The sequence below is a fragment of the Pseudomonas marginalis genome (assembly GCF_001645105.1).
GTDB lineage: Bacteria > Pseudomonadota > Gammaproteobacteria > Pseudomonadales > Pseudomonadaceae > Aquipseudomonas > Aquipseudomonas petroselini.
Genome location: NZ_LKEG01000054.1, coordinates 44,431 through 70,769, shown reverse-complemented (window position 1 = coordinate 70,769; position 26,339 = coordinate 44,431). Strand labels below are relative to the sequence as shown.

The 26,339-nt window shown below is 58.8% G+C and carries 23 protein-coding genes and 4 tRNA genes; 19 read left to right on the top strand and 8 right to left on the bottom strand.

What is annotated here, in order from left to right:
- Positions 1-5: 5 nt before the first annotated feature.
- The 8 genes from ltaE to mgtE all read left to right on the top strand — a co-directional run bounded on the left by ltaE (position 6) and on the right by mgtE (position 7,743).
- Positions 6-1,010: a low-specificity L-threonine aldolase gene (ltaE, locus tag AO064_RS26475; protein ID WP_015885469.1), complete on the top strand. Its 1,005-nt coding sequence runs from the start codon at positions 6-8 to the stop codon at positions 1,008-1,010.
- A gap of 146 nt (positions 1,011-1,156) precedes the next feature.
- Positions 1,157-3,775: an alanine--tRNA ligase gene (alaS, locus tag AO064_RS26470; protein ID WP_064055095.1), complete on the top strand. Its 2,619-nt coding sequence runs from the start codon at positions 1,157-1,159 to the stop codon at positions 3,773-3,775.
- Between the two features lie 94 nt (positions 3,776-3,869).
- A complete protein-coding gene (locus AO064_RS26465; protein WP_010208327.1) occupies positions 3,870-5,111 on the top strand; it encodes an aspartate kinase in 1,242 nt (413 codons plus the stop codon).
- 173 nt (positions 5,112-5,284) lie between these two features.
- The gene (gene csrA / locus AO064_RS26460; RefSeq protein ID WP_003175645.1) at positions 5,285-5,473 is read left to right on the top strand and encodes a carbon storage regulator CsrA; all 189 of its coding nucleotides are present in this window, start codon (positions 5,285-5,287) and stop codon (positions 5,471-5,473) included.
- A gap of 62 nt (positions 5,474-5,535) precedes the next feature.
- Positions 5,536-5,626: transfer RNA gene (locus tag AO064_RS26455), tRNA-Ser, on the top strand.
- A 108-nt stretch (positions 5,627-5,734) separates the two neighbouring features.
- Positions 5,735-5,811, top strand: a tRNA-Arg gene (locus AO064_RS26450).
- A 72-nt stretch (positions 5,812-5,883) separates the two neighbouring features.
- Positions 5,884-5,960 (top strand) — tRNA-Arg (locus AO064_RS26445).
- A gap of 340 nt (positions 5,961-6,300) precedes the next feature.
- Complete coding sequence (gene mgtE / locus AO064_RS26440) at positions 6,301-7,743, top strand: magnesium transporter (RefSeq protein ID WP_015885467.1); 1,443 nt, start codon at positions 6,301-6,303, stop codon at positions 7,741-7,743.
- 216 nt (positions 7,744-7,959) lie between these two features.
- Here mgtE and AO064_RS26435 read toward each other — a convergent pair whose 3' ends face one another.
- The 3 genes from AO064_RS26435 to AO064_RS26425 form a co-directional block, all read right to left on the bottom strand.
- Complete coding sequence (locus tag AO064_RS26435; protein ID WP_015885466.1) at positions 7,960-8,286, bottom strand: Arc family DNA-binding protein; 327 nt, start codon at positions 8,284-8,286, stop codon at positions 7,960-7,962.
- A 383-nt stretch (positions 8,287-8,669) separates the two neighbouring features.
- A complete protein-coding gene (locus AO064_RS26430) occupies positions 8,670-8,849 on the bottom strand; it encodes a PA3371 family protein (RefSeq protein WP_015885465.1) in 180 nt (59 codons plus the stop codon).
- An 11-nt stretch (positions 8,850-8,860) separates the two neighbouring features.
- Positions 8,861-9,088 carry a hypothetical protein gene (locus AO064_RS26425; RefSeq protein ID WP_064055094.1) on the bottom strand — a complete coding sequence of 76 codons (228 nt, stop codon included), beginning with the start codon at positions 9,086-9,088 and terminating at the stop codon, positions 8,861-8,863.
- 325 nt (positions 9,089-9,413) lie between these two features.
- On the opposite strand from AO064_RS26425, the gene AO064_RS26420 reads away from it, so the two are divergent.
- A tRNA-Arg gene (locus AO064_RS26420) sits at positions 9,414-9,490 on the top strand.
- Between the two features lie 270 nt (positions 9,491-9,760).
- Complete coding sequence (locus tag AO064_RS26415; protein ID WP_064055093.1) at positions 9,761-11,146, top strand: MFS transporter; 1,386 nt, start codon at positions 9,761-9,763, stop codon at positions 11,144-11,146.
- Between the two features lie 61 nt (positions 11,147-11,207).
- On the opposite strand, the gene AO064_RS26410 is transcribed toward AO064_RS26415, so the two are convergent.
- From AO064_RS26410 to flgA, 4 genes are all read right to left on the bottom strand, one after another.
- Positions 11,208-11,957, bottom strand: a complete 750-nt coding sequence (locus tag AO064_RS26410) for a flagellar brake protein (RefSeq protein ID WP_064055092.1) — start codon at positions 11,955-11,957, stop codon at positions 11,208-11,210.
- Positions 11,958-12,052: 95 nt separating this feature from the next.
- Complete coding sequence (locus tag AO064_RS26405; protein WP_015885461.1) at positions 12,053-12,523, bottom strand: flagella synthesis protein FlgN; 471 nt, start codon at positions 12,521-12,523, stop codon at positions 12,053-12,055.
- 48 nt (positions 12,524-12,571) lie between these two features.
- Positions 12,572-12,895, bottom strand: coding sequence for a flagellar biosynthesis anti-sigma factor FlgM (flgM, locus tag AO064_RS26400; protein WP_015885460.1), 324 nt, complete (start codon positions 12,893-12,895; stop codon positions 12,572-12,574).
- Between the two features lie 141 nt (positions 12,896-13,036).
- Positions 13,037-13,801, bottom strand: a complete 765-nt coding sequence (flgA, locus tag AO064_RS26395) for a flagellar basal body P-ring formation chaperone FlgA (RefSeq protein WP_046035644.1) — start codon at positions 13,799-13,801, stop codon at positions 13,037-13,039.
- Positions 13,802-13,883: 82 nt separating this feature from the next.
- Here flgA and AO064_RS26390 point away from each other — a divergent pair, with 82 nt between their 5' ends.
- The 7 genes from AO064_RS26390 to AO064_RS26360 all read left to right on the top strand — a co-directional run bounded on the left by AO064_RS26390 (position 13,884) and on the right by AO064_RS26360 (position 20,183).
- Positions 13,884-14,816, top strand: coding sequence for a chemotaxis protein CheV (locus AO064_RS26390; RefSeq protein ID WP_015885458.1), 933 nt, complete (start codon positions 13,884-13,886; stop codon positions 14,814-14,816).
- A 43-nt stretch (positions 14,817-14,859) separates the two neighbouring features.
- Positions 14,860-15,687, top strand: coding sequence for a protein-glutamate O-methyltransferase CheR (cheR, locus tag AO064_RS26385; RefSeq protein WP_064055091.1), 828 nt, complete (start codon positions 14,860-14,862; stop codon positions 15,685-15,687).
- Positions 15,688-15,995: 308 nt separating this feature from the next.
- Positions 15,996-16,403, top strand: a complete 408-nt coding sequence (gene flgB, locus AO064_RS26380; RefSeq protein WP_003175633.1) for a flagellar basal body rod protein FlgB — start codon at positions 15,996-15,998, stop codon at positions 16,401-16,403.
- 3 nt (positions 16,404-16,406) lie between these two features.
- Positions 16,407-16,850: a flagellar basal body rod protein FlgC gene (gene flgC, locus AO064_RS26375; RefSeq protein WP_015885456.1), complete on the top strand. Its 444-nt coding sequence runs from the start codon at positions 16,407-16,409 to the stop codon at positions 16,848-16,850.
- A 16-nt stretch (positions 16,851-16,866) separates the two neighbouring features.
- Positions 16,867-17,592 (top strand): flagellar hook assembly protein FlgD, encoded by a 726-nt coding sequence (flgD, locus tag AO064_RS26370; protein ID WP_015885455.1) that lies wholly within the window; start codon positions 16,867-16,869, stop codon positions 17,590-17,592.
- A 31-nt stretch (positions 17,593-17,623) separates the two neighbouring features.
- Positions 17,624-18,928, top strand: a complete 1,305-nt coding sequence (gene flgE, locus AO064_RS26365) for a flagellar hook protein FlgE (protein WP_064055090.1) — start codon at positions 17,624-17,626, stop codon at positions 18,926-18,928.
- 304 nt (positions 18,929-19,232) lie between these two features.
- Positions 19,233-20,183 carry a hypothetical protein gene (locus tag AO064_RS26360; protein ID WP_064055102.1) on the top strand — a complete coding sequence of 317 codons (951 nt, stop codon included), beginning with the start codon at positions 19,233-19,235 and terminating at the stop codon, positions 20,181-20,183.
- Positions 20,184-20,275: 92 nt separating this feature from the next.
- Here the strand turns inward: AO064_RS26360 and AO064_RS26355 are convergent, their stop codons facing one another.
- Complete coding sequence (locus AO064_RS26355; protein ID WP_015885452.1) at positions 20,276-23,170, bottom strand: ribonucleoside-diphosphate reductase subunit alpha; 2,895 nt, start codon at positions 23,168-23,170, stop codon at positions 20,276-20,278.
- Between the two features lie 780 nt (positions 23,171-23,950).
- Here AO064_RS26355 and AO064_RS26350 point away from each other — a divergent pair.
- Positions 23,951-24,676: a response regulator gene (locus AO064_RS26350; protein ID WP_015885450.1), complete on the top strand. Its 726-nt coding sequence runs from the start codon at positions 23,951-23,953 to the stop codon at positions 24,674-24,676.
- Positions 24,673-26,283 (top strand): ATP-binding protein, encoded by a 1,611-nt coding sequence (locus tag AO064_RS26345; protein WP_064055089.1) that lies wholly within the window; start codon positions 24,673-24,675, stop codon positions 26,281-26,283. Before AO064_RS26350 ends, AO064_RS26345 begins: the two co-directional genes overlap by 4 nt.
- Positions 26,284-26,339: the final 56 nt, after the last annotated feature.

The following is a 26,339-nucleotide window of genomic DNA, read 5'->3' as shown; positions in this document are numbered from 1 at the left end:
GATTCATGTCCGTGATTGACCTGCGCAGCGACACCGTGACCCAACCCACCCCTGGCATGCTCGATGCGATGGCCACTGCCGCCAGCGGTGATGACGTCTACGGCGAAGACCCCAGCGTCAACCGCCTGGAAGCCGAACTGGCCAAGCGCCTGGGGTTTGCCGCGGCGTTGTTCGTGCCCACCGGCACCATGAGCAACCTGCTGGCGTTGATGGCGCATTGTGAGCGCGGCGAGGAATACATCGTCGGCCAACAAGCGCACACCTACAAATACGAAGGGGGCGGGGCGGCGGTGCTCGGTTCGATCCAGCCCCAGCCCTTGGACGTGCAGGCGGACGGCTCACTGGACCTGGACCAGGTGCTGGCTGCGATCAAGCCGGACGATTTCCACTTCGCCCGCACCCGCCTGCTGGCGTTGGAAAACACCATGCAAGGCAAGGTGTTGCCGCTGGAGTACCTGGCGAACGCCCGCGCGTTCACCCGTGAACATGGCCTGGCGCTGCACTTGGACGGCGCGCGGCTCTACAACGCAGCGGTCAAGCTGGGGGTGGATGCGCGCGCGATTGCCCAGCACTTTGACTCGGTGTCGGTGTGCCTGTCCAAAGGCCTCGGCGCGCCGATCGGCTCGGTGCTGTGCGGCTCCACGGCGCTGATCGCCAAGGCCCGGCGCCTGCGCAAGATGGTCGGTGGCGGTATGCGCCAGGCCGGCTCCCTGGCGGCGGCGGGGCTGTATGCCCTGGATCACCAGGTACAGCGCCTGGCCGATGACCACGCCAATGCCCTGTGGCTGGGGGATGCGCTGCGCGAGGCCGGGTACAGCGTGGAGCCGGTGCAGACCAATATGGTCTACGTGCAGATCGGCGACCGGGCCGATGCCCTGAAGGCCTTTGCCGCCGAGCGCGGGATCAAGCTGAGCGTTGCGCCGCGGCTGCGCATGGTCACGCATATGGATGTCAGCCGCGCCCAGATGGAGCGCGTGCTGCAGGCATTTGTCGAGTTTTCGCCAAAATGAGCGTGCAGACCGTCTAATTGAACCTCTCTATCGCATAAACACGCTGTACCACCGGCAAAGGGCCGATATAATGCGGCCCTTTGCCGTCGCTTCGTCTGATGATGTTGCGCACTGGCCTTTGGCCGCAGACTCCGTGGAAGAACCTAATGAAAAGCGCAGAAATCCGTGAAGCCTTCCTTCGCTTCTTCGAAGAGCAAGGTCACACCCGTGTCGCCTCCAGCTCCTTGATCCCAGGCAATGACCCTACCCTGCTGTTCACTAACGCGGGGATGAACCAGTTCAAGGACTGCTTCCTGGGCCAGGAAAAGCGCGCCTACACCCGTGCCACCAGCAGCCAGAAGTGCGTGCGGGCCGGCGGCAAGAACAGTGACCTGGAAAACGTCGGCTACACCGCCCGCCACCACACCTTCTTCGAAATGCTGGGTAACTTCAGCTTCGGTGACTATTTCAAGAAAGATGCGATTACGTTCGCCTGGACCTTCCTGACCGGCGTGTTGAAGCTGCCCAAGGAAAAACTCTGGGTCACCGTCTATGCCACCGATGACGAAGCCTACGACATCTGGACCCAGCAAATCGGGGTGCCGGTCGAGCGCATGATTCGCATCGGCGACAACAAGGGCGCGCCTTACGCCTCCGATAACTTCTGGACCATGGGTGATACCGGCCCATGCGGCCCCTGCACCGAGATTTTCTACGATCACGGCGCCGACATCTGGGGTGGCCCACCGGGGTCGCCGGAAGAAGACGGCGACCGTTACATCGAGATCTGGAACAACGTGTTCATGCAGTTCAACCGCACCGCCGATGGCGTGTTGCATCCGCTGCCGGCGCCGTCGGTGGATACCGGCATGGGCCTGGAGCGGATCAGTGCGGTGATGCAGCACGTTCATTCCAACTACGAAATCGACCTGTTCACCAACCTGTTGAGCGCTTCGGCCGCGGCCATTGGCTGTGCCAATGAAAGCCAGTCTTCGCTCAAGGTGGTGTCGGACCACATCCGTTCCTGCGGCTTCCTGATTGCCGACGGTGTACTGCCGTCCAACGAAGGCCGTGGCTACGTGCTGCGTCGTATCATCCGTCGCGCCTGCCGCCACGGTAACAAGCTGGGCGCCACTGGCAGCTTCTTCTACAAAATCGTGGCCGCGCTGGTTGCCGAGATGGGCGAAGCCTTCCCGGAACTCAAGCAGCAGCAAGGCAACATCGAGCGCGTGCTCAAGGCTGAGGAGGAGCAGTTCTCCAAGACCTTGGAGCACGGCTTGAAGATTCTGGAACAGGACTTGGCTGAGCTCAAAGGCACCGTTGTGCCGGGCGATGTCGTGTTCAAGCTGTATGACACCTACGGGTTCCCGATGGACCTCACCGCCGACATCGCCCGTGAACGCGAGTTGACCATCGATGAGGCCGGTTTTGAACGTGAGATGGAAGCCCAGCGTGTGCGTGCGCGTTCCGCCAGTTCCTTTGGCCTGGACTACAACACCCTGGTCAAGGTCGACGTGCCCACCGAGTTCACCGGTTACAAGGCTACCGTTGGCGCGGCCAAGATCGTTGCCCTCTATAAAGACGGTAAATCGGTCGACGTGTTGAGTGAAGGCGACGAGGCGGTTGTGGTCCTGGACCAGACGCCGTTCTATGCCGAATCCGGTGGCCAGATTGGCGACTGCGGTTTCCTGAGCTCGACGTCCGGTCGTTTTGAGGTGCGCGACACCACCAAGACCGGCGGTGCGTTCCTGCATCACGGTGTTTTGGTGTTGGGCAACTTGACGGTCGGTGCGCCGGTGGACACCCAGGTCGATGCCGACGTACGCCATGCAACGGCGCTGAACCACTCTGCCACGCACTTGTTGCACGCCGCACTGCGCCAGGTCCTGGGCGAGCACGTCCAGCAGAAAGGTTCGTTGGTGGACAGCCAGCGCCTGCGCTTTGACTTCAGCCATTTTGAAGCGATCAAGCCTGAGCAGATCAAGGCCCTGGAAGACATCGTCAACGCTGAGATTCGCAGGAACACTGCGGTAGAAACCGAAGAGACCGACATCGAGACCGCCAAGGCCAAGGGTGCCATGGCGTTGTTCGGCGAGAAGTACGGCGACAATGTTCGCGTACTGAGCATGGGTGGCGACTTCTCGGTGGAGCTGTGTGGTGGTATTCACGCCAACCGTACCGGCGACATTGCCCTGCTGAAAATCATCAGCGAAGGTGGCGTCGCGTCCGGTGTGCGTCGTATTGAGGCGGTGACCGGTGCTGCGGCCCTGGCCTACCTCAATGCAGCTGAAGAGCAACTCAAGGAAGCGGCCAGCCTGGTCAAGGGCAGCCGCGACAACCTGATCGACAAGCTGTCCGCTGTGCTGGAGCGCAACCGCGCCCTGGAGAAACAGCTGGAGCAGTTGCAAGCCAAGGCGGCCAGCGCTGCAGGTGACGATCTGTCGGCTTCGGCCGTGGACGTCAAGGATGTCAAAGTCCTGGCTGCGCGCCTGGATGGTCAGGACGGCAAGGCGTTGTTGGCCCTGGTCGATCAGTTGAAGAACAAGCTCGGCCGCGCAGTGATCCTGCTCGGCAGTGTCCATGAGGATAAGGTCGTTCTGGTTGCCGGTGTAACCAAGGACCTGACTGGCCAACTCAAGGCCGGTGATTTGATGAAGCAAGCCGCCGCGGCAGTGGGCGGGAAGGGCGGTGGTCGTCCGGACATGGCGCAAGGCGGTGGTGTAGACGCTGGTGCCCTGGACGCGGCCCTGGCCCTGACCGTGCCGTTTGTCGAAGCAGGTATTTAAGGCACTGTTAACCGGCCCGTGGTCTAGTCACGGGCTGCTCGGTGCTGGTTGATTGGATATTAGGCGCCCCTTTACGGGCTGAGGCGGCTTAGAAATGGCTTTGATCGTACAGAAATTTGGAGGCACCTCGGTCGGTTCCGTCGAAAGAATCGAGCAGGTGGCCGACAAGGTTAAGAAATTCCGCGATGCCGGCGACGACCTGGTGGTGGTGCTGTCGGCCATGAGCGGCGAGACCAATCGCCTGATCGATCTGGCCAAGGCAATCAGTGGCGACCAACAGCCGCTCCCGCGTGAGCTGGATGTGATCGTGTCCACCGGCGAGCAGGTGACCATCGCCTTGCTGGCCATGGCGCTGAATAAGCGTGGTGTGCCGGCGGTGTCCTACACTGGCAGCCAGGTGCGTATCCTTACCGACAGCGCGCATACCAAGGCGCGTATCCTGCAGATCGATGATCAGAAAATCCGTACTGACCTGAAAGCCGGGCGCGTGGTAGTTGTAGCAGGCTTCCAGGGTGTGGATGAGCAGGGCAACATCACCACCCTCGGGCGTGGCGGTTCGGACACCACCGGCGTGGCACTGGCCGCGGCGCTCAAGGCCGATGAATGCCAGATCTACACCGATGTGGATGGCGTCTACACCACCGACCCGCGTGTGGTGTCCGTGGCCCAGCGCCTGGACAAGATCACCTTTGAAGAGATGCTGGAAATGGCCAGCCTAGGTTCCAAGGTGTTGCAGATCCGTGCGGTGGAGTTCGCCGGCAAGTACAACGTTCCGCTGCGCGTATTGCACAGCTTCAAAGAGGGTCCGGGCACCCTCATTACTATTGATGAAGAGGAATCCATGGAACAGCCGATCATTTCCGGTATCGCTTTCAACCGTGATGAAGCCAAGCTGACTATCCGTGGCGTGCCAGACACCCCGGGCGTGGCCTTCAAGATCCTGGGCCCTATCAGCGGCGCGAACATCGAAGTCGACATGATCGTGCAGAACGTTTCGCACGATAACACCACCGATTTCACCTTCACGGTGCACCGCAACGAGTACGATGCGGCGGAGCGGATCCTGCAGAACACGGCGAAGGAAATCGGCGCCCGTGAAGTGGTCGGCGATACCAAGATTGCCAAAGTGTCGATCGTGGGTGTGGGCATGCGTTCCCATGCTGGCGTTGCCAGCCGCATGTTCGAGGCGCTGGCCAAGGAAAGCATCAACATCCAGATGATTTCCACCTCGGAAATCAAAGTCTCGGTGGTGATCGAAGAGAAATACCTGGAGCTGGCTGTGCGTGCTTTGCACACCGCTTTTGAGCTGGACGCTCCGGCCCGACAGGGCGAGTGATGCAGTGCCAGGAAGGCGCGGTTTACCGCGCCTTTCTTTTTTTGTAGGGCGCATGTTCTTTTGCGCGCGCTCGACAATACTTAGGCGGTAGGACTATGGCCTTTTGGTTGTAGGTCGAAGGCCTTTTTTTTGCAGACTGTTGTTCCTGAACTGAAATGCGTGAGGAGAAAGGTATGCTGATTCTGACTCGTCGTTGCGCAGAAAGCCTGATTATCGGTGATGGCGAAATCACCGTGACCGTGCTCGGCGTCAAAGGCAATCAAGTACGTATCGGGGTTAACGCTCCGAAAGAGGTAGCGGTGCACCGCGAGGAAATCTACCTGCGGATCAAGAAAGAGAAGGACGAAGAACCAAGCCTTTAATTTTTATCGTTTTTTATGTTTGCAAACGGGGATGAACGTGGTTAATATACGCCCCGTGTTGCGGAGAGCTGGCCGAGTGGCCGAAGGCGCTCCCCTGCTAAGGGAGTACACCTCAAAAGGGTGTCGGGGGTTCGAATCCCCCGTTCTCCGCCATTATTTGCTTAGTACGTTGCAATCTGGTTTTTTCGGTAAGTGCTTGAAATTACTCGAAAAAATAGCTTTACATAGAGATTGAACGGCCTATAATGCGCGGCAACAAATGCACTCGTAGCTCAGCTGGATAGAGTACTCGGCTACGAACCGAGCGGTCACAGGTTCGAATCCTGTCGAGTGCACCATTTAAGAGTCAGTTGCAGTCATGCAGGTGATTCGGTTACAACCAGTTGTGATCTGGTATAAAAACACAATCTGCACTCGTAGCTCAGCTGGATAGAGTACTCGGCTACGAACCGAGCGGTCACAGGTTCGAATCCTGTCGAGTGCACCATACAAACAAAAAGCCCGCCAAGTGCGGGCTTTTTGCCGTCTGGGGTTTGTGCAGGATTTCATCTTTTTCTCCTGCTCCCCTGTGTTTTCCTTTCTTGCTGCGACGTCGCAGTTCATAGATGCAGCCAATACTCAACTTTGGCTCGCAAGCGCTTGTTCTTTCCAGTTTTTTAACGTTTAAAGTGGCCGGGCGGTGTATCATTGCGCCCGTCAGCCCCGCCGGGGCTTGTGGAATACCTCCATGGACTTACCCAGTAGTGACTCAGTACCCCGTTTTACCAATCATGAATTGACTGATTGATCCTTCCGGCGTGCCCCGCTGCTGGGAGTGGAGCTCGCCTATGACCGAAGTAGAAGTAAAGAAAACACAAGAAAGCCTGCAGGATCGTCTGGCTCAAGTCATCGAGCTGCTGCAGCGCCAGCGCGTGGTCGAAGACCTGACGCACCGCCAGGATGGCCCGAATAACAACCTAGTCGAAAACCTGGTTCACCGGCAAAACCTCGTCGAGTTGCAGCGCAAGCTCGACGACCTGCACTCCGCCGACGTCGCCTATATTCTCGAAGCCTTGCCGCTGGATGATCGACTGACCCTCTGGCAGTTGGTCAAGGCCGACCGCGACGGCGATATCCTGCTCGAAGTATCCGACTCGGTTCGTGAAACCCTGATCGCCGACATGGACGATCACGAGCTTCTGGCGGCAGCCAAGGAGATGGACGCCGACGAGTTGGCTGACCTGGCCCCTGAACTGCCTCGTGATGTTGTCCATGAACTCATGGAAGCGCTGGACACTCAGCAGCGCGAGCGTGTGCGTTCGGCGCTGTCTTACGATGAGGATCAGGTCGGTGCCCTGATGGACTTCGAGATGGTCACCATCCGCGAAGACGTCAGCCTGGAAGTGGTCCTGCGTTACCTGCGCCGCCTCAAGGAATTGCCTGGCCACACCGACAAATTGTTCGTGGTCGATTACGAAGGCATTCTCAAGGGTGTGCTGCCGATCAAGCGTCTGCTGGTCAATGATCCGGACAAAAGAGTGGCGGATCTGATGGCCAGTGACACGGTCAGTTTCCACCCGGATGAAGATGCCTACGATGCCGCTCAGGCGTTCGAACGTTATGACTTGATCTCGGCGCCGGTGGTCGACAAGAACGGCAAGTTGATCGGTCGTTTGACCATCGATGAAATCGTCGACCTGATTCGTGAGGAAAGTGAGACCGAAGTCCTCAACATGGCCGGTTTGCGTGAAGAGGAAGATATTTTTGCCTCGGTCTGGCGTTCGTTGCATAACCGCTGGGCCTGGCTGGCGGTCAACCTGATTACCGCCTTTATCGCGTCGCGCGTGATCGGGCTGTTCGAGGGTTCAATCGAGAAGCTGGTGGCGCTGGCGGCATTGATGCCGATCGTTGCCGGGATCGGCGGTAACTCCGGCAACCAGACCATTACCATGATTGTGCGTGCGATGGCGCTCGATCAGGTGAGTACCGCCAACTCGTCGCGCCTGCTGCGCAAAGAGTTGGCGGTGGGCCTGATAAACGGCCTGGTGTGGGGTGGAGTGATCGGCGTGGTCGCCTACTTGCTATATGGCAGTTGGTCCCTTGGCGTGGTGATGACCGCTGCCATGACGCTCAACCTGCTGCTCGCTGCGCTGATGGGGGTGCTGATCCCCATGACCCTCGCCCGCCTTGGGCGTGACCCTGCCATGGGGGCCAGCGTGATGATCACGGCCATGACCGACAGTGGTGGCTTCTTCATCTTCCTGGGCCTGGCAACGATCTTTCTGCTCTGATTTTTCATCGCATGCCGGCTCCCCTCTGGGCGCTGGCTTTTTGTGGCGAGGGAGCTTGCTCCCGCTCGGCTGCGCAGCAGTCGTATCCCTGGCAGGTGCTTCGCGCTCCAGAGCAAGCAAGCTTGCTCGCTAAAGAAGCTCGGCTTCTAGGGATTTCCGCCAAATCCCAGGCAAAAAAAAGCCAGCACATGGCTGGCTTCGGCTTTCAGTTGCAAATCAATTGGCTTCTGCGGCCGCCTCAACGTCGTGCGCGATAAGCGAGACGAGAGCATTTTGCTGACGGTGGGAGAGCTGACGAAAACGCTGCAGCAGTTCGCGTTCGTGCAGCGACAGCTCAGGGCTGTCCATGCGCATGCTCAACTCGTCGCCCAGCGCACCTTCCTGAATGAGGCTTTGTTCCAGGCGAGCGATGATCTCGGAGTTCATGCTGCGGTGATGATTGCGAGCCACCTCGGCAATGCGTTCCCGCATTCCGTCTGGCAGACGTACGACGAACTTGTCAGCCGTACGGCTGGAATAAATTGCCTGTTTCAATGGGCGCATATATTTAACCGGTTAGTTCAGGGGAGCGGTTTTTGGAATTGGCCGCAAGATGAGTGTTAAGACAAGGCTCACGACCAAAGTTCAACCTGAATTGCAAAGAGGCCGCATCATGCCTCAGATTTGCCAGTTCCTTGGCGTCAATTCTGTGACAAATATTGAACTGCCTAGAGGCTTTATGCCAGCACTCATTTGCATTTTTGCGGACTGGTTGGAAAACTTTTGCATACGCAATCGCGCAGGGGAACTTCCCGTAAGTCCAGGCCACCACAGGGTTTGAGGCCGCACATGCTATCGCAAAGTGGCCTTTTGCCCTTAGGTTTAAGACTAGTGGCAATTTGCCGATTAGCGAGGATGAGGCGACATAAGGTAAGGCGGGAGGGGGATCAGCGCAGGACCGGGTCGAATTTGATCCGACGACCCACAATGAGAGTGAGCAGCAGCAGGCTGGCAAACACGGCACTGGCGATGAACGCCGTGGTTTGGCCGTCTTGTGACTCAGCGCCCAGTCCAAGCATACCGGTGAAGGCGGTTAGGCACAGAAACAGCCAGGCAAATTTGGTCATCGGTGGCCTCCTCAGAAAACCCAGTGTTCAGATGCAGGCGCCACCTGGGTGCCTTGAGTCAGGCGGACGGGCGACTGTGCGTTCGGCGTCATCACCGCCAGCTGTGGGCGCTGTTGCAGATGATGCGGCACGGCCTGGCTGATCTGCGCCGGGTCATGGCTGCCAGTCGATTGGAAATGGAACGTGACCAACGCGGCCAAGGCGACGGTGTTGAGGGCTAACAGAAGGGCACTGTTCATGGTTATGTTCTCCGCTTAACGCCGTGGCTTGTTGGGTTTGTAGGAGAAGTATTGCAGGTGCCGTGCCAAACTATTAATTCAATAAAATCAATGGTTTGAGTCTACTTCAAATACCGGAAAGGTTGCAATTTGCAATGATGGCATTTTGGGGGAGTGCATTTTGCACGATGGTGGCAAGTGCCCGTGTTTGCGGGGGCAGGCCGCAATCAATCGGGTGTGGGTTGGCCTACACTCGAAAAGCCTACGGACGACATGACAAAACCCACCTCGGCCGTTAACATGCACGCCGTCCGTCGCCGCGTCTTTGGCTCGACGTCGGTCATTTGTCCCAGTAGCTCAATTGGATAGAGCATCCCCCTCCTAAGGGGAAGGTTGGCCGTTCGAACCGGCCCTGGGACACCAGGTTCAAAGCCCTGCACAGAACATTCTGGCAGGGCTTTTTTGTGCGCGTTTTCCAACGATTCAGTCGAACCTTGCTGCAGTCCAGGGTTCACAGCACGTGCACGGTGTATTTATCACAATCCGTGTATCCCGCAAGCGGCCGGACAGCGTCTGAGTCTGTAAGCAAATTAATCTCCGGAAACAGCGCCTGCCGCCTGTCCGGACCCGGCCACCCCGGACTATCATGCCGATAGCCCTGTCTCTCACTGCAAGGAGCCGCTCGGAACGCCGATGCGCCAAATCTGGAAATCTTTTCGAGCCCTTTATTTCGCCTCCTTGATGATGCTGATCGGCTCCGGCCTGCTCAGTACTTACCTGGCCCTGCGCCTGGCGGCCGACCATGTCGACAGCCTGTGGGTGGGTGCGCTGATGGCGGCCAACTATTTTGGCCTGGTGCTGGGCGGCAAGATCGGGCACCGCCTGATTGCCCGGGTCGGGCATATCCGGGCCTATGCCACCTGTGCCGGTATTGTCGGTGCGGCCGTGCTGGGCCACGGCCTGATCGACTGGCTGCCGGCCTGGATCGTGCTGCGGATGATCGTGGGCCTGGGCATGATGTGCCAGTACATGGTCATCGAAAGCTGGCTCAACGAGCAGGCGGACGCCAAGCAACGCGGCGTGGTGTTCAGCGGCTATATGATTGCGTCTTACCTGGGCCTGGTACTCGGCCAGTTGATCCTGGTCATGCACCCTCAGCTCGGCCTTGAGCTGTTGATGCTGGTTGCCCTGTGTTTTGCCCTGTGCCTGGTGCCGGTGGCCATGACTCGGCGTATTCACCCGGCGGCCCTGCACCCGGCGCCGATGGAGCCGCGCTTCTTTATCAAGCGCGTGCCGCAGTCGTTGAGCACCGTGCTGGGGGCGGGGTTGATCGTGGGCTCGTTCTACGGTCTGGCGCCGCTCTATGCCTCTCAACAAGGCTTGACCACCGAGCAGGTGGGCCTGTTCATGGGTAGCTGCATTTTTGCCGGCCTGCTGGTGCAGTGGCCGTTGGGGTGGTTGTCGGACCGCTATGATCGCGCGCTGCTGATTCGTTGTTTTGCTCTGTGCCTGGCGGTGGCGGCGTTGCCGTTGGCAATAATGACCAAGGTGCCGCTGGAAGTTCTGTTTGTGGCAGGTTTCTTGTGTTCGCTGGTGCAGTTCTGCCTGTACCCGCTGGCAGTGGCGTTCTCCAACGACCATGTGGAAGGGGATCGCCGGGTATCCCTCACGGCGATGCTGCTGGTCACGTACGGCGTAGGCGCCAGCATTGGGCCGTTGCTGGCCGGTGTGGTGATGAAGATGTTCGGCAGCCACATGCTGTATGCGTTTTTCAGCCTGTGTGCGTTGATCCTGGTGTGGCGTATCCGGCCGAAAGCCGTCACCAATTTGCATCAGGTGGAAGACGCGCCCCTGCATCACGTGGCGATGCCCGACAGTATGTCCAGCTCACCGCTGGTCGCCGCCCTGGATCCGCGTGTCGATGAGCAGGTAGTGCAGGAGCAAATGCAAAACGCTGCCCCGGAACCTGAACCGGAGACGGATCCCGATGCGCAGGCGGACGAGCCGCTCTTTGAAGGGCCGCCTGAGCCTGCGGGCCCTGACGAACACCCTCACGACTTGAGCAGGGCGCGCCCCTGAACGTAAAAACGGGCAGGTCCATCAGGATCTGCCCGTTTTTTTTACAGCGATCTTTTAAGGTTTAAAAATCGTCGTCTTTGTCGAAACGCCGTGCTTCGCGTTGCAGTTGGTAAACAAAGCGCTCGACCTGGCGCTGCACCAAGCCACTCATATTGTGGAAGCGCACGCCGGCGAAGGTGGTGTTGATCTTCTCTTCGAAGTGCAGGTAACGCAGTTCGACTGAGGTTGTCATGCTGCCAAAGGGCAGGGCGGCGATGAAACGGTCATACACCTGGCCCAGCTGCAGGCGCTCGGAGATATCTCCTTCAAAGCGCAATTTGCAGCCCGTCGCGGAAATATCCAGCAGCTTACCGTTGACCGGGGCCTTGAGCTTCTCTCCACCCAGTTCGATGTTGACCAGTTGCGCCAGCTTCAAGGCGGCGCGGAACGCATTGCGGCGCTGATGGTAAACCACTTCGGCGGGCAGGCTGCCGGTGTAGATGCGGTGGCCGTCCTTTTCGCTGATGCTCAGGCTGCCGTTGCTTTCCCACGCAATGCGCACACCGTCGTGGAAGCCTTCAATGCGGAAGGGTTCGCCATTTTCGAGGTGGCGTTCGCCATCGCGGGGGATCATCTCATCCAGGGCCACGGAGCCGCCGTCGCGGTTGACGTCGACCAGGTAGCTCTGGAAGCGCTGGCTGCGTTCGTGGAAGGTGATGATCAGCGGGTCATGGCTTTCTTGCAGCATCCGCAAGGTGCTGGCGATTTCCAGAGGGGTGGTGAGGACCTTGGGTGGCTGCGGAGCATCTTCCGCATTAAGGGCGTTGAACACGGTTCTTCCATCTCCAGACAAAATACGACTACACGCAAGAGCAGGCATTCTGCCAGTATGTGGCGCGTCTTGGATAGCCGCGCTGTAAACCGGCGTCAGGCTTGGCTGCGAGTGCTTGGCTTGACCAGGCGCGAGGTGGAACCTTGAGCGTTGTAAAGCGCTGGAGGCTCTCCGCCGTGAAGTATACGCAACTGGTTGGCGGTCGTAGCTTGTTGAAGCTGGATCGACTGACCGTTGAGCAGGTTGGCTTCCTGGCACTGGGCGAGCAATTGATTGAGTTCTTTGCTCTGGGCCAGTAATTGATCGCCGACCGAAGAGTGGCTGGCCAGCTGCGCCAGGCCGTCATGGTCTGCGGGCAGGCCAAGGCTGACGAGGATCTGGCTGCGTTTTTTGCCATGCTGTTCCAGCAGGACAATCAGCGATTGCTTGCGCGCCAGAATTTCTTCGAGCAGCGGCATGTCGCGGCCGTAGAGGGCCAGGGATTCTTCCCTGAGTAGCTCGAGCAGCTGCTGCGTCGGCGCTAGATCATCAATGATCAGTTGAAGCAGATTTTCGTCGTGATGCATGGCTGGCCTTGGGTTTTAAGCGTCCAAAAGCCCGGCGCAGGCCTTTGCCTAGCGCTCGGCTTCGAAATTAAGCAGCTTGCTGGCTACACGGTTGCTGTCGACTTTATAGCTGCCATCGGCGATTGCCTGTTTCAATTCGGCCACACGGGCTTTATTGACCACCGGTTGATCGCGCAGCGAGTCAGTGACCTTCTGCAACTGTTGAGCCTCATTGCTCAGGTGTACGGATTCCCCGCTTTGGCTGACGGCGGCCTGTTCTGCCTTGGCGGGCAGTGGCTGGGCCTTGGCTTCTACGTTTTCCTTGGTACCGGTGGTACGCGTAGTGCCTGACGTTGTCGGGGTGTTATTTAAACGGCTGAAATCGATGACCATGATCAAAAAACCTCTGGGTATTTGGACGCTTGCCATGTTTTCGGCAATACCCGGACGAACTTTAGGCGCGAATGACAATAAATCTGCGCACGGAATATCTCGTGCACAGTGTAGAAAAACCCAGCGTCCTCTGCCAGCACTCTATAAAGCAACCTCGACTTGCCCGGGGGCCGTCACTCGCGCCTTGATGACACGGTTGGAGTTGAGGTTCTTGACCCGTATTTGTTCACTCATGCCACCGTTGGACAGTGCCTCCCCCGGCATTTTTACGTTCAGCCCGCCACTGCTGGCGGAAATCACCACCTGATCGCCCTTGCGAATCACCTCTGCCTGTTCAAGATGCACCAGGGTGATGACTTGGTCTGTTACCACTGGTCGGGTTAATTTCTGTCCGACCGCTTGGTCGAGGGAGGTCAGGTAGCCCTGGCTGATCATGCTGATGTCGCGTTCGCGCAGTACCACATCTTCGAAACCAATGATGCCGGTGCGTTTCATTGGCCGGGCAACCACCACCACATCGCGGAACAGTTTGACCTGTGCCGGCACGAACACCGTCCAGGGCGAGGCGCCGTCGCAACGCACCTTCACCGTCACGCGGCCGATGGGTTGGGCGGGGCTTTCCAGCGTGGCTGTCAATTCCTTGTCGCACATTGGCATGCGTAAACGCGGGTCCAACTGGTTGACTTGGATTTCATAACGCCCCGGCGTCTGAGTGGTTGCCAGATAATCTTCTACAGTGAACTCAAGAAAGCCTTGAGTGACGCCGATAAGTAGATCAGGCAATGTGACGTTATCGGCACGGGCCGTGGTGCCCAGGCTAACAGCAAGCAATGCCATCGCGGCGCAGAGCAATCTGCGCAATCGTCGGGCACCAGGGCGTCGGGAAACTGTCGTTTTAATATCCATAAACCAATAAATAGCAAAGCTCGTGCCGTTTAGTGTTGGGTGCGCATCGCACCCCCAAAGGTTTTAGCGTAGGAGTCAAGGCATGGCAGGAGTAATGGATTCAGTAAACCAGCGCACACAGCTGGTAGGGCAGAATCGCCTGGAGTTGTTGCTTTTTCGCCTGGATGGCAAGCAGCTGTATGGCATCAATGTGTTCAAGGTGCGGGAAGTGCTGCAGTGCCCCAAGTTGACCATCATGCCCAAGTCCAGCCCTGTGGTCTGTGGCGTCGCTAACATCCGTGGCGCGACGATTCCGATTCTTGATTTGGCCCTGGCCACCGGTTCTGCTGGGTTGCAGGACCGCGAGAACCCGTTCGTGATCATTACCGAATACAACACCAAGACCCAGGGTTTCCTGGTGCGCTCGGTGGAGCGCATCGTCAACATGAACTGGGAGGAGATCCATCCGCCGCCCAAGGGCACCGGTCGCGATCACTACCTCACGGCGGTGACGCGGGTCGATAACCAGTTGGTGGAAATCATCGACGTGGAGAAGATCCTCGCCGAAGTCGCGCCCACGTCCGAATCGATTTCCGTCGGTGTGGTGGACGCCGAAACCGCGCACAAGGCTATTTCGCTGCGGGTACTGACGGTGGACGATTCCTCGGTGGCGCGTAAACAGGTGACCCGTTGCCTGCAAACCGTCGGCGTCGAAGTGGTGGCGCTCAACGATGGTCGCCAGGCGCTGGATTACCTGCGCAAGCTGGTGGATGAAGGCAAGAAGCCGGAGGAAGAGTTCTTGATGATGATCTCTGACATCGAGATGCCGGAAATGGACGGCTACACCCTCACGGCCGAGATACGCAACGATCCGCGCATGCAAAAATTGCATATCATCCTGCATACTTCGTTGTCGGGTGTATTCAACCAGGCGATGGTCAAGAAAGTCGGTGCCGATGACTTCCTGGCCAAATTCCGTCCTGATGACCTGGCATCCCGGGTAGTCGACCGGATCAAGGCAGCAGATCATAGCTAGGGGCCTTTTCCCTGGCGGTCTTACGATTTAAGAGGCGGTATCAGTGTCTACGGGTAATTTGGATTTTGAACAGTTCCGGGTCTTCCTGGAAAAAGCCTGTGGCATATTGCTCGGTGAAAACAAGCAGTACTTGGTATCCAGCCGTCTCAACAAAATGATGGAGCAGCAGGGCATCAAGTCTTTGGGTGAGCTGGTGCAGCGCATCCAGGGGCAGCCGCGCAGTGGGCTCAAGGAGATGGTGGTCGATGCCATGACCACCAACGAGACCCTTTGGTTTCGCGATACCTATCCGTTTGAAGTGCTCAAGAGCAAAGTGCTGCCGGAAGCTATCAAGGCCAGCCCGGGCCAGCGTCTGCGCATCTGGTCTGCTGCCTGTTCCTCCGGGCAGGAACCGTACTCGATTTCGATGTCCATCGATGAGTTCGAGCGAACCAACATGGGCCAGTTAAAGGCGGGCGCGCAAATTGTGGCCACCGACCTGTCCGGCACCATGCTCACCAACTGTAAGACCGGCGAGTACGACAGCCTGGCCCTGGGCCGTGGTTTGTCCCAGGAACGCCTGCAACGTTACTTTGACTCCAAAGGGGCCGGGCGTTGGGCGGTCAAGGCGCCGATCAAGAGCCGCGTGGAGTTTCGCTCGTTCAACCTGCTCGACAGCTACGCGAGCCTGGGCAAGTTCGACATGGTGTTTTGCCGCAACGTGCTGATCTACTTCTCGGCCGAAGTGAAGAAAGACATCCTGCTGCGCATTCACGGCACGCTCAAGCGCGGCGGCTATCTGTTCCTCGGGGCTTCCGAAGCGTTGAATGGCCTGCCGGACCATTACCAGATGGTGCAGTGCAGCCCTGGGATCATCTACCAGGCCAAGTAAGACGGTCTCACTTGATCAATGTGGGAGGGGGTTTGCCCCGATGGCGGTGGTTCAGTTGATATAGCTATCACTGATACACCGTCATCGGGAGCAAGCCCCCTCCCACATTTTTTTTGCGGCAAATTTCAAGAGAGCGGCAACTCTCCATTGCCGCTTTACTGGCGCCACGCGGAAATCGCTTGCCGCTTTTCTGGCATCGTCGCCGGCAACCGCCTCGCAAGCCCCTGATATACGGGCCTCCACCAGATTGGCATGCACCTTGCTATAACCCTGTTAACGAAAAGCAGGTCAGCCTAAAGGTTTCCGCCATGAGCATCAGCTTCGATAAAGCGCTCGGTATCCACGAACAAGCCCTGGGCTTCCGCGCCCAGCGTGCTGAAGTCCTGGCCAACAACATTGCCAACGCCGATACCCCGAACTACAAGGCTCGGGACCTGGACTTCTCTGCCGTGCTCGCCGCCCAGCAGGACAAGACCAAGAACGGCACCTTCGCCTTGAACATGACCAACAGCCGTCATATTGAAGCGCAAGGCCTGAGCAGTGGTGACGAGTCGTTGCTGTATCGCACGCCGATGCAGCCGTCGATCGACCAGAACACCGTCGACGCGCAGCTGGAGCAATCGGCCTACGCCGAGAATTCGGTGAACTTCCAAGCCAGCTTCACCCTGCTTAACAGCAAATTCAAAGGGCTGATGTCAGCCCTGCGCGGAGAGTAAGCCATGTCCCTGTCCAGTGTTTTCAATATTGCCGGCAGTGGCATGAGCGCGCAGACCACGCGCTTGAACACCGTCGCCAGTAACATCGCCAACGCCGAGACCGTGTCTTCGAGCATTGACCAGACCTACCGCGCCCGTCACCCGGTGTTCGCCACCATGTTCCAGGGTGGCCAGAGTGGCGGCAGCGACTCGCTGTTCCAGGACCAAGGTGCCGCAGGCTCCGGCGTGCAGGTACTCGGTGTGGTTGAAGACCAGAGCAATCTGGAGGCCCGCTACGAGCCTAACCACCCGGCGGCCAACGAAAAAGGCTACGTGTACTACCCGAACGTCAACGTGGTCGAGGAAATGGCGGACATGATTTCCGCCAGCCGCTCGTTCCAGACCAATGCGGAAATGATGAACACCGCCAAAACCATGATGCAAAAGGTCCTGACCCTGGGTCAGTGATAAGGGGCGCCAAATAATGGCCATCGTTGATACGAGTAACAACACGGCAGTCCAGGACCTTTTCAATTCCAAGGTCAAGACTGCAACGGACAACAGCAGCGTCGGCGACGCCGCCAAGTCGGCGACGGGCAACCAGTCGCTGGGCAAGGACGCGTTCCTGCAACTGCTCGTGACCCAGCTGAAAAACCAGAACCCGCTGTCGCCCCAGGACAACGGCGCGTTCGTGGCCCAGCTTGCACAGTTCAGTAGCCTGGAAGGCATCAACACCCTGAACGATTCGGTGAATAACATCTCCAGCAACTTCAGCTCCTCGCAAGCGCTGCAGGCGTCGTCGCTGGTAGGGCGGTCGATCATCATCCAGACCGACAAGGCCATGGTCGACACCAGCAAGAGCATGAACGGTTCCGTGGCGGTGACCTCGGCGGTGGGCAACGTCTCCGTCAAGATCACCGACAAAGATGGCACTGTGGTGCGCACCCTCGACATGGGGGCCCAGAGCGCCGGTACCCAAAGCTTCATCTGGGATGGCAAGAACGAAAATGGCGAGGTCGCCCCTGCCGGCACCTACACCTTCAATGCCACTACCAAGAACGACAAGGGCGAGGCTGTCGCCCTGGCCACTTCGTTGCCTGCGACGGTAACGAGCGTGACCTTGAGCAAGACCGGCGGCGAGATGCTGCTGAACCTTGCAGGTGGCATGGGCAGCGTCAAGCTGTCGCAAATTCAGACTATCGGTACATAGAGCCGGCTAAATACGGCAGAGGGAGAGAAACATGTCTTTTAATATCGGCCTTAGCGGCCTCTATGCGGCCAACAAACAACTGGACGTGACCGGCAACAACATCGCCAACGTCGCGACCACTGGCTTCAAGTCGTCCCGCGCGGAATTCTCGGACATCTACGCCGCGTCCAAACTGGGCACCGGCCAGAACAGCATCGGCAACGGTGTAAACCTAGCGGCCGTGTCCCAGCAGTTCACCCAGGGTGACGTCAACAACAGCGGCGGCGTGCTGGACATGGCGATCCAGGGCGGTGGCTTCTTCGTTCAGAAGGGCAGCGACGGCTCGCTGGAGTACACCCGCAGCGGTGCCTTCCGTGCCGACAAAGACGGCTATATCACCAACAATACCGGCACTTCGCGCTTGCAAGGCTACGCCGCGGACGCGGACGGCAACATCGTCAAGGGCGGCTTGACCGACCTGCAACTGAACCTGTCGTACCTGCCACCCAAGGCGTCCACCAAGGTGGATTCCACCAGTAACCTGAACTCGTCGTCGCCGGTGATCGACCAGACTACCAAGCTGTTTGATCCTACTGACACGAGCACCTTCACCACCCAGAACAGCACCACTTTGTATGACGCCCAGGGTAACTCCCACGAAATGGTGCAGTACATGGTGAAGTCGAACCCCAACGAGTGGAAGGCCTACACGTTGATCGACGGCCGTAACCTGGATGGCACTAAGCCTACAACCACCGGCGCCACCGCCCCCGTGCCAGCGACCTATACCTTTGACGGTGCCGGTAAGCTTCTGGGTGTCACCGGTACAGGCGTGGTCGGCACAACCTTGACGCTCACGGGTTGGGTGCCGGGTACGGTGACCAACGGTAATTGGGCGCCAAACAACGCGACAGCGCCGAATATTGCCGTCAACCTGGGTAACGTCACCCAGTACAACTCGGCCAGCTACCGCAACCCGCCGACCACCGATGGTTACGCGACCGGGCAGATCACCGGCCTGAAAATCGACGGCAGCGGCGTATTGTTCGCCACGTTCAGCAACCAGCAGAGCAAGGCCATCGGCCAGATCTCCCTGGCCAGCTTCAACAACGAACAAGGCTTGCAGCCTTCGGGCGGCACCACCTGGAGAGAGACCTTCGCCTCGGGCCAGCCAGGTTATGACACCCCGCAAGCCGGTACCCTGGGTTCGATCGTGGCCAACTCCCTGGAAAACTCCAACGTCAACCTGACCAACGAGCTGGTGGACCTGATCAAGGCCCAGAGCAACTACCAGGCGAACGCCAAGACCATCTCCACCCAGAGCACCATCATGCAGACCATCATTCAGATGACCTGATGCATCAGTGCTCTACAAGAAGCCCCTCGTAAGAGGGGCTTTTTTTTGCGTGTAGGAATATAGCCCGCGACACCTAGGGTTACGCGCTGAATTGCCCGGTAAGGAACGCCTATTACCCGTCTTGCCACTGATCGGATCAGAGCCCAGGAGGTTCACCAATCAAGGGGAACGGAATATGTGGAGTTCAGGCGTTTTTGGGCCAGGTGCTGGGCGGGCAGTTCCTTTACCGGGTGTCGTGCGAGGGGATGCCACACCGGTCACGCCCACTGCTGAGGTAACTGCGGTCAAAAAGCTGCTCAACGAAATGTTTGAGGCGCAGCAAACAGGCAAGACGCAGACGGTTCAAGACTCGCGGGATAAATTGAACAAGCTGCGCGAGCAACTGGGTGATGAAAAATTCAAGGAGATCCTTAAGAAGCTGATCGACGACGCTGATCAGCAGTTTCTTGAGTTTCTCAAACGATTGCTGAAAGAGTTGTTCCCTGAGGAGGATGAGGGCGTTACTCCGCCCCCGTCTCCGCCATCACCCGGTGGCGGTGGTGGTGGCGGTGGCGGCGTCAGGGTTAATCCGAACGATTTCGGCGGCAGTGAGCCGATGACCAACAAGCCCTTTACCGAGGGCGCGCGCCACTTTGATTACAAGCCTGACCCTAGCAACCCAGGTAAAAAACCCGGCATGGGCAGAGAAGCTGGCAATATCTGGAGTGGTTTCAAGCAGGGGCCGGACGGTAACTGTGTCACTGTTTCAGCCATAAAGTCGGCAATGATGAAGTTTGGCCAGAAACCTACCGATGTCTTTCAGGACGTAAAGCAGGCAGGCGATGGTTATGACGTGAAGATGCGGGATGGGTTTGATCTGCATTTGTCAAAAGCTGAATTGAAGCAAGCAGCGAGTTATGCGCAATTTCAAGGTGATGATCCGGCCATGATGACTGACGCTAACTTCATGTATGCGGCGAGTGCCAAGCGCGCACAGATGGAGGGTAATGGCGTTGATGACAACCCTAATGATGCAAAGCGTAGTTTTGCCCACGCGATGCAAAGCCTGAACAATGGCGAAATGGGCTGGGAGGCGCTGGATCGGCTTGGTTTGAAGGGGCTTTACAGACAGTCATCCAGCTCTGAACTCGCAAGCGGTAAGCTAGGGGTCGTGGATTATGGCGGGCATTCAATGGCGGTGATTGGTGGTCGCATTGAATTGTGGGGCCAGAAAGGCGGCAGGCCTCAGCAGGGCAATGCTTACGCTTTCATATAGTGGAAAAGAAAAACCCCCGGTAAACCCAATACATCCAGGGTTTATCAGGGGTTTTTTCAATCCCGGGCGTTCAAGCCCAAGACCGACTCAGCTTATTGGCAGGCTTCGCAATCCGGCTCGTCAATCGCGCAGGCCTTTGGCACTGGCGCCGGGCCGGCCGGAGCAGCGAGTACCGAATCGTCACCGTGGTTGCCGCTGGAAACAGCGTTCAACTTACCGGTGTTGATGGTCGACTTCTCGGTGCTGGTGGCGGCCAGGGCACGGAGGTAGTAAGTGGTTTTCAGGCCACGGTACCAAGCCATGCGGTAGGTCACGTCCAGCTTCTTGCCCGATGCGCCGGCGATGTACAGGTTCAGCGACTGGGCCTGGTCGATCCACTTCTGACGACGGCTGGCGGCGTCAACGATCCACTTGGTGTCCACTTCGAAAGCGGTCGCGTAGAGCTCTTTGAGCTCTTGCGGGATGCGCTCGATCTGCTGCACGGAACCGTCGTAGTACTTCAGGTCGTTGATCATGACCGAGTCCCACAGGCCGCGGGCTTTCAGGTCGCGAACCAGGTACGGGTTGATCACGGTGAATTCACCCGACAGGTTCGATTTCACATACAGGTTCTGATAGGTCGGTTCGATCGACTGCGATACGCCGGTGATGTTGGCGATGGTCGCGGTCGGCGCGATGGCCATGATGTTGGAGTTACGAATACCTTTTTGTACACGGGCACGTACCGGCGCCCAGTCCAGGGATTCGTTCAGGTCAACGTCGATGTACTTCTGGCCACGTTGCTCGATCAGGATCTGTTGCGAATCCAGCGGCAGGATGCCCTTGGACCACAGTGAACCCTGGAACGTCTCGTAGGCACCGCGCTCGTCGGCCAGGTCGCAGGAAGCCTGGATCGCGTAGTAGCTGACCGCTTCCATGGACTTGTCGGCGAACTCGACCGCAGCGTCCGAACCGTAAGGAATGTGCTGCAGGTACAGCGCGTCCTGGAAGCCCATGATGCCCAAGCCGACCGGACGGTGCTTGAAGTTGGAGTTCTGCGCCTGTGGCACCGAGTAGTAGTTGATGTCGATCACGTTATCGAGCATGCGAACGGCGGTGTTGACGGTGCGTTCCAGCTTGGCGGTGTCCAGCTTGCCGTTGACGATGTGGTTCGGCAGGTTGATCGAGCCCAGGTTGCAAACGGCGATCTCGTCCTTGTTGGTGTTCAAGGTGATCTCGGTGCACAGGTTCGAGCTGTGGACCACGCCCACGTGCTGCTGCGGGCTGCGCAGGTTGCACGGGTCTTTGAAGGTCAGCCATGGGTGGCCGGTTTCAAACAGCATGGACAGCATTTTGCGCCACAGGTCTTTGGCCTGGATGGTCTTGAACAGCTTGATCTTGCCTGGGTACTGGGACAGGGCTTCATAGTACTCGTAGCGTTCTTCGAAGGCCTTGCCGGTCAGGTCGTGCAGGTCCGGCACTTCGGAAGGCGAGAACAGGGTCCACGGGCCGTCATCGAAGACGCGCTTCATGAACAGGTCAGGGATCCAGTTGGCGGTGTTCATGTCGTGGGTACGACGACGGTCATCACCGGTGTTCTTGCGCAGCTCGATGAACTCTTCAATGTCCATGTGCCAGGTTTCCAGGTAGGCACAGACAGCGCCTTTGCGCTTGCCGCCCTGGTTGACCGCAACGGCGGTGTCGTTCACGACTTTCAGGAACGGTACAACGCCCTGGGACTTGCCGTTGGTGCCCTTGATGTACGAACCCAGCGCACGCACCGGCGTCCAGTCGTTGCCCAGGCCACCGGCAAATTTGGACAGCATGGCGTTGTCGTGGATCGCGTGGTAGATGCCCGACAGGTCATCCGGCACGGTGGTCAGGTAGCAGCTGGACAGCTGTGGACGCAGGGTGCCGGCGTTGAACAGGGTCGGGGTCGACGACATGTAGTCAAAGGACGACAGCAGGTTGTAGAACTCGATGGCGCGGTCTTCTTTGTGCTTCTCTTCGATCGCCAGGCCCATGGCCACGCGCATGAAGAACACTTGCGGCAGTTCGAAGCGGATACCGTCCTTGTGGATGAAGTAACGGTCGTACAGGGTTTGCAGGCCCAGGTAAGTGAACTGCTGGTCGCGCTCGTGGTTGATTGCCTTGCCGAGTTTTTCCAGGTCGAAGGTGGCCAGGATCGGGTTCAGCAATTCGAATTCGATACCCTTGGCGATGTACGCCGGCAGGGCCTTGGCGTACAGGTCAGCCATCTCGTGGTGGGTGGCGCTGTCGGCTACGCCGAGGAAGCCCAGGCCTTCGGCACGCAGGGTGTCCATCAGCAGGCGAGCGGTCACGAACGAGTAGTTCGGCTCACGCTCGACCAGGGTACGTGCGGTCATCACCAGCGCGGTGTTGACGTCGGTCAGGGCCACGCCGTCGTACAGGTTTTTCAGGGTTTCGCGCTGGATCAGGTCACCATCGACTTCTTCCAGGCCTTCGCAGGCCTCGGTGATGATGGTGTTCAGGCGGCCCAGGTCCAGCGGCGCAAACGTGCCGTCGGCCAGGGTGATGCGGATCGACGGGTGAGCCTGTACCGCGGCTTCTTCGGCTGGCGTGCGCACGGCACGTTCCTTGGCGCGCGAGTCACGGTAGATCACGTAGTCGCGGGCAACTTTCTGCTCGCCGGCACGCATCAGGGCCAGTTCGACCTGGTCCTGGATTTCTTCGATGTGGATAGTGCCGCCCGAGGGCATGCGACGCTTGAAGGTCGCGGTGACTTGTTCGGTCAGGCGGGCAACGGTGTCATGGATGCGCGACGAAGCGGCAGCGGTGCCGCCTTCAACTGCAAGAAACGCTTTGGTGATGGCGACGGTGATCTTGTCATCGGTGTAAGGAACGACAGTCCCGTTACGCTTGATCACGCGCAGTTGGCCAGGTGCGGTGGCGGACAGATCCAGGTTCGAATCAGCGGCCTGCGGCACGGAGCCCTGCGGGTTCTCGCGAGTTGTGTCGGTTTGCATGGGGGGTTGTCTCCACGTTCTATATTTATTTGGGCACCATCACGGTGCCCACCGTTCCGTCCTGAAGCATTTACAGCAGGCCTGGGCCTGGCATAACAACTTCGGGACAGGAGGAAGGGAGCTGTTCGCGCCGCTTCCATGCCGAAGTCTTCGGTTCGGGGCTCAAAAGCCCTTGGCCGTATTCCTGGTGGGTGACAGTTGCCAGGTTCAAGCACTGCAACACCCGTACCGTTTTGCGCTGTTGGAGCGTGAAAACGGCTGCCATCCGCGTGAGCGGTTTGGGCTTTCAAAAAATGCTTTGGTTCAACCAAACGAGAGCAAGAAAGGGCTTGAGTTTCTTGTCTGATCTGTGTTTGGTTTTTTCGCTCAAAACCCTACATGTAGGGTTTTTTTTGCGCCGAGCTACAAGATAATGCGTTTTGGGGGGCTTAGCAACGCACTACCTGTGGATAACGCTGTGGGTAAAATGTGTATGAAACGTGGAACACCCGTGTAGGCCGCATTGCTGCTGGATTCGGCCGTTTGTCACCGAATATTCCAAGGTAAAAACAGCTGATTGGATTTTTGAGGGCGCGAACCCTATCACAAAAAAATGCGATCACCGAATGCATTTCCGAGCTTGTGTTCCAGGGTTGCGGCATGGCTACAATCGGTCTTTGTTATGCCTTCCCAACATTACAAATAAGGTGTGGCTGGCGCAGATCAAAATGTGAGCGCAAGCCCCTCCGACAATATATCGCATGGTCAGGACGACCTTCTTTATAACAATGAGGATCACCCGTGGAGCAAGAAGCCTGGCAGGTATTGATCGTCGAGGATGACGAGCGGCTCGCCGAATTGACCCGCGAGTACCTGGAGAGCAACGGCCTGCAGGTGTCGGTGGAGGGCGATGGGGCCTTGGCGGCAGCGCGGATCATCGCCGAACAGCCGGACTTGGTGATCCTCGACCTGATGCTGCCCGGCGAAGACGGCCTGAGCATCTGCCGCACAGTGCGCGAGCGTTATGACGGCGTGATCCTGATGCTGACCGCGCGCACCGACGACATGGACCAGGTGCTGGGCCTGGACATGGGCGCCGACGACTACGTGTGCAAACCCGTACGCCCGCGCCTGTTGCTGGCGCGGATCCAGGCCTTGCTGCGGCGCAGCGAACCGGCGGAACCGACTGCCGTGGGAAGCCAGCGCCGCCTGCAGTTCGGCCCGTTGGTGGTGGACAACGCGCTGCGCGAGGCCTGGCTGAATAATGCCGGCATCGAGCTGACCAGCGCCGAATTCGACTTGCTGTGGCTGTTGGTGGCGAATGCCGGGCGCATCCTGTCCCGCGAAGAAATCTTCATCGCCCTGCGCGGCATCGGCTACGACGGCCAGGACCGTTCCATCGATGTGCGCATCTCGCGTATTCGCCCGAAAATCGGCGACGACCCGATCCACCCGCGCCTGATCAAGACCATCCGCAGCAAAGGCTACCTGTTCGTCCCCGAAGCCGCCGCCGACATGCCGCTGTGAACTCGATCTTCCTGCGCATCTACGGCGGTATGTGCGCGGCGCTGATCCTGGTGGCGCTGCTCGGCGTGCTGGCCCTGCACCTCCTCAACGAGGTGCGCAGCGGCCAATACCGCGAGCGCCTGGCCCACGGTACCTTCGCGTTGATGGGCGATAACCTGCAGCCCATGAGCCCCATCGAGCGCCAACGCGCCCTGGCGGTGTGGGAGCGTTTGCTGGGTATCCCGCTGCAATTGCGCGCCCTCGCGGATACGCAGCTGGACTCGAGCCAGCGCAACCGCCTGCAACGTGGGCAGGTGCTGGTGGAGCAGACCGGGCCGCATGCCGCGCGGGTGCTGCGATGGGTCAGTGATCAGGATCAACTGGTGCTGGAGGGAGAGGTGCAGCAGATCAGCGAGCAACTGGCCCGCGCGACCATCTACCTGCTCGCCGACGAACTGGTGCGCTTCCCGGTGGCGGAACAACCGCAACGCCTGGCGGATATAAAAGAAGCCAAGGGTTTTGGCTTTGACATGCACCTGATGACCCTCGACCAGACTGATATGGATGAAGACCAGCGCCGCCGTGTATCGGAAGGCGACACGGTGATGGCCTTGGGCAAGGGCGGCGATTCGATCCGCGTGTTTGCCGGCATGGTCGGCACGCCGTGGGTGCTGGAAATCGGCCCGTTGTATCAGATGAGTCCTTACCCGGCGCAATGGCTGGTGCTGATTGCCTTGATCGGCCTGACGCTGATCGGTCTGATCGTCTATCTATTAGTGCGTCAGCTTGAACGCCGGCTGCGCGGCCTGGAAGCCGCTGCCACGCGCATCGCCAAGGGCAACCTGGAAGTCCGCGTGCCGGCTCGCGGCGCTGACTCGGTGGGGCGCCTGGCCGCGGCGTTCAACGGCATGGCCGAGCACTTGCAACAGTTGCTGGCGATCCAGCGCGAACTGGTGCGCGCGGTGTCCCATGAGCTGCGCACGCCGGTGGCGCGCTTGCGCTTCGGCCTGGAGATGGTCGGCGATGCCACCACCCCCGAGGCGCGGCGCAAGTACCTGGAGGGCATGGACAGCGATATCCAGGACCTTGATGGCCTGGTGGACGAAATGCTGACGTATGCACGTCTGGAGCAAGGCTCGCCGGAGCTGAATTTCCAGCGGGTCGACCTCAATGCGCTGCTCGATCAGGTGATCGGCGAATTATCGCCACTGCGCCCGCAGGTCAACGTGACCCGGGGTATTTGCCTGTCTTCGGTACATTGGGATGACGCCTGGGTGGATGCCGAGCCGCGTTATCTGCATCGAGCGCTGCAGAACCTGGTGAGCAATGCCATGCGCCATGCCCAGGGGCAGGTGTTGATCAGTTATCAGGTCGGTCAGGTGCGCTGCCGCATCGACGTGGAGGACGACGGCCCCGGCGTGCCGGAAAGTGCCTGGGAGCGCATTTTCACGCCGTTCCTGCGCCTGGATGACAGCCGCACCCGTGCTTCGGGTGGGCATGGCCTGGGGTTGTCGATTGTGCGGCGAATCATTTACTGGCACGGCGGGCGGGCGTTGATCGGCAAGAGCAATAATTTGGGTGGGGCCTGCTTCAGCCTGAGTTGGCCACGGGATCAGGATAAATCCTGATGTCGCTATCGGGAGCAAGCCCCCTCCCACAGTCGATGGCATTCCAACGTTGGAAC